This window comes from Providencia sp. PROV267 (assembly GCF_028477825.1).
Classification (GTDB): domain Bacteria; phylum Pseudomonadota; class Gammaproteobacteria; order Enterobacterales; family Enterobacteriaceae; genus Providencia; species Providencia stuartii.
The window spans coordinates 205,968-212,871 of the sequence record NZ_JAMPLX010000021.1 but is presented as its reverse complement, the minus strand read 5'-3'; the positions used below and the strand labels follow the sequence as shown (position 1 = coordinate 212,871).

General features: G+C 41.7%; 6 protein-coding genes, 1 tRNA gene and 1 pseudogene. 5 read left to right on the top strand and 3 right to left on the bottom strand.

Features of this window, described 5'->3' with window-relative positions; genetic code table 11:
- Positions 1 to 5 precede the first annotated feature (5 nt).
- Positions 6 to 81, top strand: a tRNA-Trp gene (locus PR709_RS14960).
- 142 nt (positions 82 to 223) lie between these two features.
- On the opposite strand, the pseudogene PR709_RS14955 reads toward PR709_RS14960, so the two are convergent.
- Positions 224 to 1,018 (bottom strand): annotated as a pseudogene (locus PR709_RS14955) (transposase).
- Between the two features lie 240 nt (positions 1,019 to 1,258).
- Positions 1,259 to 2,104, bottom strand: coding sequence for an HTH-type transcriptional regulator HdfR (gene hdfR, locus PR709_RS14950; protein WP_004915423.1), 846 nt, complete (start codon positions 2,102 to 2,104; stop codon positions 1,259 to 1,261).
- Between the two features lie 111 nt (positions 2,105 to 2,215).
- On the opposite strand from hdfR, the gene PR709_RS14945 reads away from it, so the two are divergent.
- Complete coding sequence (locus PR709_RS14945) at positions 2,216 to 2,554, top strand: DUF413 domain-containing protein (protein ID WP_004915426.1); 339 nt, start codon at positions 2,216 to 2,218, stop codon at positions 2,552 to 2,554.
- Positions 2,555 to 2,738: 184 nt separating this feature from the next.
- Here PR709_RS14945 and PR709_RS14940 read toward each other — a convergent pair whose 3' ends face one another.
- Positions 2,739 to 4,265 (bottom strand): YifB family Mg chelatase-like AAA ATPase, encoded by a 1,527-nt coding sequence (locus tag PR709_RS14940; protein WP_004915428.1) that lies wholly within the window; start codon positions 4,263 to 4,265, stop codon positions 2,739 to 2,741.
- Between the two features lie 479 nt (positions 4,266 to 4,744).
- Between PR709_RS14940 and ilvL the strand changes: the two genes are divergently transcribed.
- The 3 genes from ilvL to ilvM all read left to right on the top strand — a co-directional run bounded on the left by ilvL (position 4,745) and on the right by ilvM (position 6,892).
- Positions 4,745 to 4,846, top strand: coding sequence for an ilv operon leader peptide (gene ilvL, locus PR709_RS14935; RefSeq protein WP_071599630.1), 102 nt, complete (start codon positions 4,745 to 4,747; stop codon positions 4,844 to 4,846).
- A 133-nt stretch (positions 4,847 to 4,979) separates the two neighbouring features.
- On the top strand, positions 4,980 to 6,626 hold the full coding sequence (gene ilvG / locus PR709_RS14930; RefSeq protein WP_004915430.1) for an acetolactate synthase 2 catalytic subunit: 1,647 nt from the start codon (positions 4,980 to 4,982) through the stop codon (positions 6,624 to 6,626).
- Positions 6,623 to 6,892 carry an acetolactate synthase 2 small subunit gene (gene ilvM / locus PR709_RS14925; protein ID WP_004915433.1) on the top strand — a complete coding sequence of 90 codons (270 nt, stop codon included), beginning with the start codon at positions 6,623 to 6,625 and terminating at the stop codon, positions 6,890 to 6,892. The genes ilvG and ilvM overlap by 4 nt, the downstream gene beginning before the upstream one ends.
- The last annotated feature ends 12 nt before the right edge of the window (positions 6,893 to 6,904 follow it).

Below are 6,904 nucleotides of genomic sequence, written 5' to 3'. Positions count from 1 at the left end.
AATTTAGGGGCGTAGTTCAATTGGTAGAGCACCGGTCTCCAAAACCGGGAGTTGGGAGTTCGAGCCTCTCCGCCCCTGCCAGTTACCAATTAAGTAAAAACAAAAGAAGTATCTTATTGATAACCCGATTACTTTAATCGGGTTTTTCTTTATGCAAAAATCGATAATTCCTACCTAAATTTGCGACCTATTCCTGTTATTTCTAAGTTAACTAGAGATCGGTTTAAGCCATTATTTGAAGCCCTGTTTTCTCGACATTTGAAATATTCAGGATGACTTTTTCGGTTTCAAACAATAGGTAAAACCGCCCAGTGAATTCAACATGAATCCATGCAAACTACGATGGTGAGAATGTTCAATCTGCGTAATATTTTTTAGCTGATCATTAATTGTTTCAATAATGAATCGATTAGCGATCATCGCTCTATCTCAGGCCACTAATAATTTTGGCTTCATATTTTTGCGTTGTCCTGTAACCAATGTTATTCCTTTCATCTTTAAATCTTCAGTTAATGCTTTGCTGATGTAAGTTCCGCGGCAACAATCTCATCAAGATGGTTAACGATGATGTGCTGCTTGAAACCGTAGAACCATTCTATCGTCTCTTTTCCTCTGGCCGCCGAGTTTTTAAAAAACCGATGTTTTGGGATCCGTAGGTTGTGGCACACTTTAATACTGGTAATAAACTCGATACCTGTTGGTTGACCTTTTAGATGGGTAAAGAAGGAACGTAATGGCACTCAACCCTTCGATATGACGTCAAAAAAACGCGTGTAGCTCAATAAGGTTGGAAAGTCTTTTTTGTGGTATACCACAATGAACCCAATATAAAAATGCTTCAAATCACGATGATGAGACATAGGGAATGCAATGATGATGGTCATAATTCCACTGCTTGTCATTCTTGTTTGGTGTAGCCGCTGACCTTTACCACTTTCAATCAAGTATTTTTGCCATTGTGGGATGAAAAATTTGCAAAATCATCGATATGACAAAATAAGTTAACTAAATTATGCATAGTGGATTCCTTGGTGAACAGTGATTTTTTGGTCGAAAGATCTGATCACCGAACCTACTTTTCGTTCCCTTCTTTTTTATTTTTCTTATCTCGAGTTCAGGTTAAGTTATTGGCTTGAATTGAAATAGCCCTGTCGTATGAGAGATTATTATGCGTAAGAGGCTAAATTAAAGAGGCTGATAAGAAAAAACGCCCGACAGTATTATCGAGCGTAGTTAAAACTGATAAGTAGTTAGTCAGTTATGACGTAGGGGCTAATTGTGCGTTTTTAATGGGGGTTTTTATTAATTGATTAATCAATGCTTGTTGATCGTTCTTTTGTAACCAGACGGCGTAGAGTGGTTTTGTAATTACGGTCTCTGAGAGCGTTTTGAGTCCAGGGTACTGAATACTCCAGTGAGACGGTAAAAACGCGGCAGAAAGTGATACAGGCAGTAATTGACGAGCAATGTGTGCAGATGTCGTGATCATAACTGGCGAATCATCGGGCGTAAGGCTTGCGTCATTTTGAGGTTGAAAATCGGCACTCCACTCTAATTTGATATAATTATAATTTGTTAAAGCGATATTTTTTTGTGAGGCCATTAATTGAAGCTCAATAGTGCCTATGATGGTGCTTTCGAACTCATCCATTTTTGGCGGTTCAGTAGCAATTAATAAATCTAGCTCTCTCGAATGCAGTTGTTTCACCAGTGACTGCCGAGTCGAAACTCTCGCCTCTAAACGTAATTCATCATGCTGTTCATACAGTGATTGCATCCAATCGGTAAGGTAGCCTTCCCATAATGATGCGGTAGCACCTATCGACAATTCAGTATGCTGTGAAGCATGGGAGATCTCTTTTTTGGCTTGTAGCCATGTATTCATTAAGGATTCAGCGTAAGGAACTAAGCGCTCCCCAGCAGCCGTTAGCCTAATATTATTGCGATGTCGCGTGAATAGGTTTGTACCGAGCTGTGTTTCGAGTTGCCGGATGCGAAAACTGACAGCTGATTGCGTTAAATAGAGTGATTCCGCGGCTCGGCCGAAGTGTCTGGTTCTACTGACTTCCAAAAATGTTTTTAATAACTCAGTATCCACATACATCTCCAATAATTTTTGTCGTGATGATTTAAATGTTTTGTTTTACAGATTGTCAATGCTGTCTAATACTCCGCGCCATAAAGAGTTGACAGTAATAAGTTAGGAGTGTGTCAGATGGCAGAAAGCTTCATCACGACTAATCGTTTTTTTGACAATAAACATTACCCACGTGGCTTTTCTCGTCATGGTGATTTTACCATCAAGGAAGCTCAGTTACTCGAGCGCCATGGCCAAGCTTTTTCTGAGCTTGATTCCGGCAAACGTGCAGCACAAACCGACGAAGAAAAACTTTTCGTTGCGGTTTGCCGCGGCGAAAGGGAACCTGTAACTCCTGAAGAAAAAGTGTGGGCGAAATATTCTAGCCGCATAAATCGTCCGAAACGCTTCCATACTCTCTCTGGCGGTAAGCCTCAGATAGACCCTTCGGATGACTATACAGATACAGACGATTAATATCATCAATATATTTAGAGGGGCTTACAGGCCCCTTAACTTATATGCGTTATAGTCACGTAAAGTAACGAAGCTGACTTTCTAAATCTCTCTATGAGGCCAGTGTAATAAGCGCTGCTACATCATCGTAGATTCATTTAGAGTGTACGCTTATGCCACTATCATTCACCACCTCTCCAACTACTCAGCTTACTTGTTTTTGCAAATGAAGCAATAACTTATCCATCGCTCTATAACCGAGAGCTTCGAGAAGATGAGGTTTTTCGATATTATTGGTATTTTGTAAGTCGGCAATAGTTCGAGCGACTCTTAAAATGCGATGCCAAGCGCGTATCGATAACCCAAGTTTGTTTAAGGCATGCTCCAAAAAAAGTGAATCTTTGGATGTAAGTTGGCATAGGTTTGTCGTTTCTCTGGCGGTTAATTGGCTATTGAGTTTCCCCATTCTTTTCATTTGTATCTCTCTTGCAAGTATGACTCTAGCGCGGATTTGCTCACTATTTTCGCTTTGATACTGTTGATGACTGAGTGTACCCAACGGAAGCAGCGGTATTTCAATAGACAGATCAAATCGATCAAGAAAAGGACCTGAAACGCGTGATAAGTAGCGTAAGATTTTCGTGGAGGAGCTTCGGCAGTAATCACCTTGATATTGGCCTGTAGGGCTTGGGTTCAGTGCGGCGATGAGTTGAAAGTTGGCTGGGAAACACACTTTTGCTTTAGCGCGGGAAATAATAACTTGCCTTGATTCAAGTGGCTCACGTAATGCGTCAAGTACAGAGCGGCTAAACTCAGGCAATTCATCCAGAAATAAAATGCCATTATGGGCTAATGATATTTCACCGGGTTTAGGAAGGCTCCCTCCACCAATGAGTGCTGCCATTGACGCGCTATGGTGAGGAGCTCTAAAGGGTCTAGGAGGCCAAGGAGAAGTTAAATCGCTTGAATGGCATAGGCTATGTATAGAGGCGACTTCTAGGGCTTCCTGTGGCGTTAGGGACGGTAGTAATGTTTTTAGGCGACTTGCTAGCATCGTTTTTCCTGTGCCAGGAGGGCCTAATAACAATAAGTTGTGCCCACCACTTGCACAGATCTCTAACGCTCTTTTTCCCTGCTCTTGTCCAATAATATCGCTAATATTCCCGTCGCAAATGGGGGGCTCAGGGATTTCGGTCGGATGGAAATTACCTGATAATGTCATTTTCTCGTATAAAAAATGACAAAGTTCTAATAATGTTCCTGCAAACTTAACACTATTATCAGGTAATAAATTCAGCTCATATTGATTTTCAGATGAAAGAACGAGTTGCCTTTTTTGTGTTAATGCCGCGAGTGCGGCAGGGATAGCACCATTTACATGGCGAATATGACCAGACAAAGCGAGTTCACCGAGAAATTCATACTGATGAAGTATTTTTGTAGGCACTTGGCCTGATGACGCTAAGATAGCGATTGCTATCGCAAGATCGTAACGTCCCCCTTCTTTCGGGAGATCGGCAGGGGCTAAGTTAATCGTCATTTTTTTTGCAGGGAATTCAAAACCGCTGTTTAATAATGCGCTCCGTACTCTATCTCTCGATTCTTTTACAGCCGTTTCAGGTAAACCTACAAGTGTTAATCCAGGTAGCCCATTACTAATATGTGCTTCAACAGTAACCAGTGGCGCATTCATTCCTATCGATGCTCTTGTATACACAATTGCTAATGCCATATCTCCTCCCTTGAATAAACAGAGTAATATTCTGTTGAATAAAGAGCCGCTTCAATGGCTCTTTTTAAGGATGAGAGTGGGAAGGGAAACTTAAATGTAAAATATTTTCCACGGATTAAATTTTTGCGAAGGTGGTCGTAAAATTGTTATTAATTAATGTGTTATATGATATTAATTTATAGATAATAGAAATTAATTGAGAAGGAATTTTTTTAAAGATGAGGTGTAAATTAAAATTAATATCATCAATACTACGCTTGCTTGTTGGAATATCAGGCTGCGTATAATAGCTTCGCTATATGTATTTGCTGTAAATTCTATAAAACACTAGTTATTTATTCTGTTTGTTTTTTATCTATCTGATTTATATTGAAATATATTTTTTGATAATAAAAATTTAAAATAAAAGTTGTCAAAGTAATTTTAAAATGATACCTCTTTAATATAGATAACGAATAATACAGCGAAAGACAGAACCGATGAACGCATTTTTCCGAGTGATTAGCCTAATTATTATCAGCGTGGTGGTGATTATTATCCCACCGTGCGGGGCTGCACTTGGACGACGAAGGCTAAATTAGTAGCCAGATCTCACGAGAACCCCGCACCGAAAGGCGCGGGGTTTTTTTTGACGTAAAGTTTAGCAACATCATCAAACCTAAAAAAACAAAATAAATACAAATAGATAAATTAATTGGAAGACAGGAGAAAAGCATGAATGGGGCACAGTGGTTAGTTCAAGCATTGCGGACGCAGGGAGTGGAGACTGTTTTTGGCTATCCGGGAGGCGCTATCATGCCAGTGTATGACGCGCTGTATGATGGCGGGGTTGAGCATCTGTTGTGTCGCCATGAGCAAGGGGCGGTTATTGCCGCGATTGGTTATGCTCGCTCGACGTCAAAAACAGGGGTTTGTATTGCGACATCAGGGCCGGGAGCGACGAATTTAATCACTGGGTTAGCGGATGCTTTGTTAGATTCTGTGCCTGTTGTGGCTATCACGGGGCAAGTGAGTTCGGAATTTATTGGCACTGACGCTTTCCAAGAAATCGATGTTTTGGGTTTATCTCTGGCCTGTACTAAGCACAGTTTTTTAGTGGAATCCCTTGAAGACCTGCCTCGCATTGTTGCTGAAGCTTTCGCAATCGCAAATAGTGGTCGCCCAGGACCTGTACTGATTGATATTCCGAAAGATATTCAACTGCAGCAGGCAGATCTCGCGCCGTTTTTAATGCCTGTTGAACAGGATTTACCTATCCAGTCACATGAGGTTGCTGAGGCAAGAGAGTTACTCAAACAGTCGCAAAAACCAATGTTATATATCGGTGGTGGCGTTGGGATGTCAGGTGCGGTTGCCGAGCTAAGACGTTTTATTGATTACACGGGCATTCCTTCTGTGACAACTTTAAAAGGGCTAGGCGCAGTTGCACCTTCGGAGCCATATTATCTCGGAATGCTGGGGATGCATGGTACTAAGGCGGCAAACTTCGCGGTGCAGCGTTGTGATTTATTGATAGCCGTGGGCGCTCGCTTTGATGACCGTGTGACAGGTAAGTTAAATACATTCGCGCCAAATGCCAAAGTCATTCATATCGATATCGACCATGTTGAATTAGATAAATTGCGTCAAACGCACGTCGCTTTATTAGGTGATGCTAAAGCGTTATTACCTGAGTTGATGATGGAAAAAACGATTTCATCTTGGCAGGAAGAGGTACGCCAGCTAAAGCATGAGTTTAGCTGGCGTTACGATCATCCCGGTGATGCTATCTACGCCCCTTTGCTGTTAAAGCAACTGTCTGATCGTATGAAGGCAAATACGGTTATCACGACAGATGTTGGGCAGCATCAAATGTGGTCGGCCCAACATATCGCGGTTGATGCACCTGAAGATTTTATTACTTCTAGTGGTTTGGGAACCATGGGCTTTGGTATTCCAGCCGCGATTGGCGCACAAGTGGCTCGTCCGGAAGACACTGTGGTTTGTGTCTCTGGAGATGGTTCTTTCATGATGAATGTACAAGAGCTTGGCACCATTAAACGTAAACAACTACCCGTTAAAATTTTATTGTTAGATAACCAGCGGTTAGGCATGGTTCGTCAGTGGCAAGAGCTGTTTTTTGAACAGCGTTATAGCGAAACGATTTTAACCGATAACCCTGATTTTGTGGCTTTGGCTCGGGCTTTTGATATCCCAGGGCGACGCATTACCTCAAAATCTGAAGTTGACGCAGCGCTTGATGAGTTACTCAACAGTGAAGGCGCTTATCTGTTACAGGTCTCAATAAATGAATTAGAAAACGTCTGGCCGTTGGTTCCACCAGGGGCGAGCAATGAAAAAATGATGGAGAAACCGTTATGATGCAACATCAACTCGCAATACTGGCCCGTTTCCGTCCTGAGGTTTTAGAGCGTATATTACGGGTGACTCGCCATCGTGGATTCCAAATCAGTTCGATGACTATGGATCATATGCCGGATGGTGATAATGTAAATATCGAAATGACCGTGAACAGCCAGCGTCCATTAGCTCAGTTATATGCTCAGTTAACTAAGCTGTCTGATGTTTCGGAAGTTGAAATAAGAGAACAAGAATCACGACTATTACGCACACAAAGTGCAATGTAAGGAATAAATAAA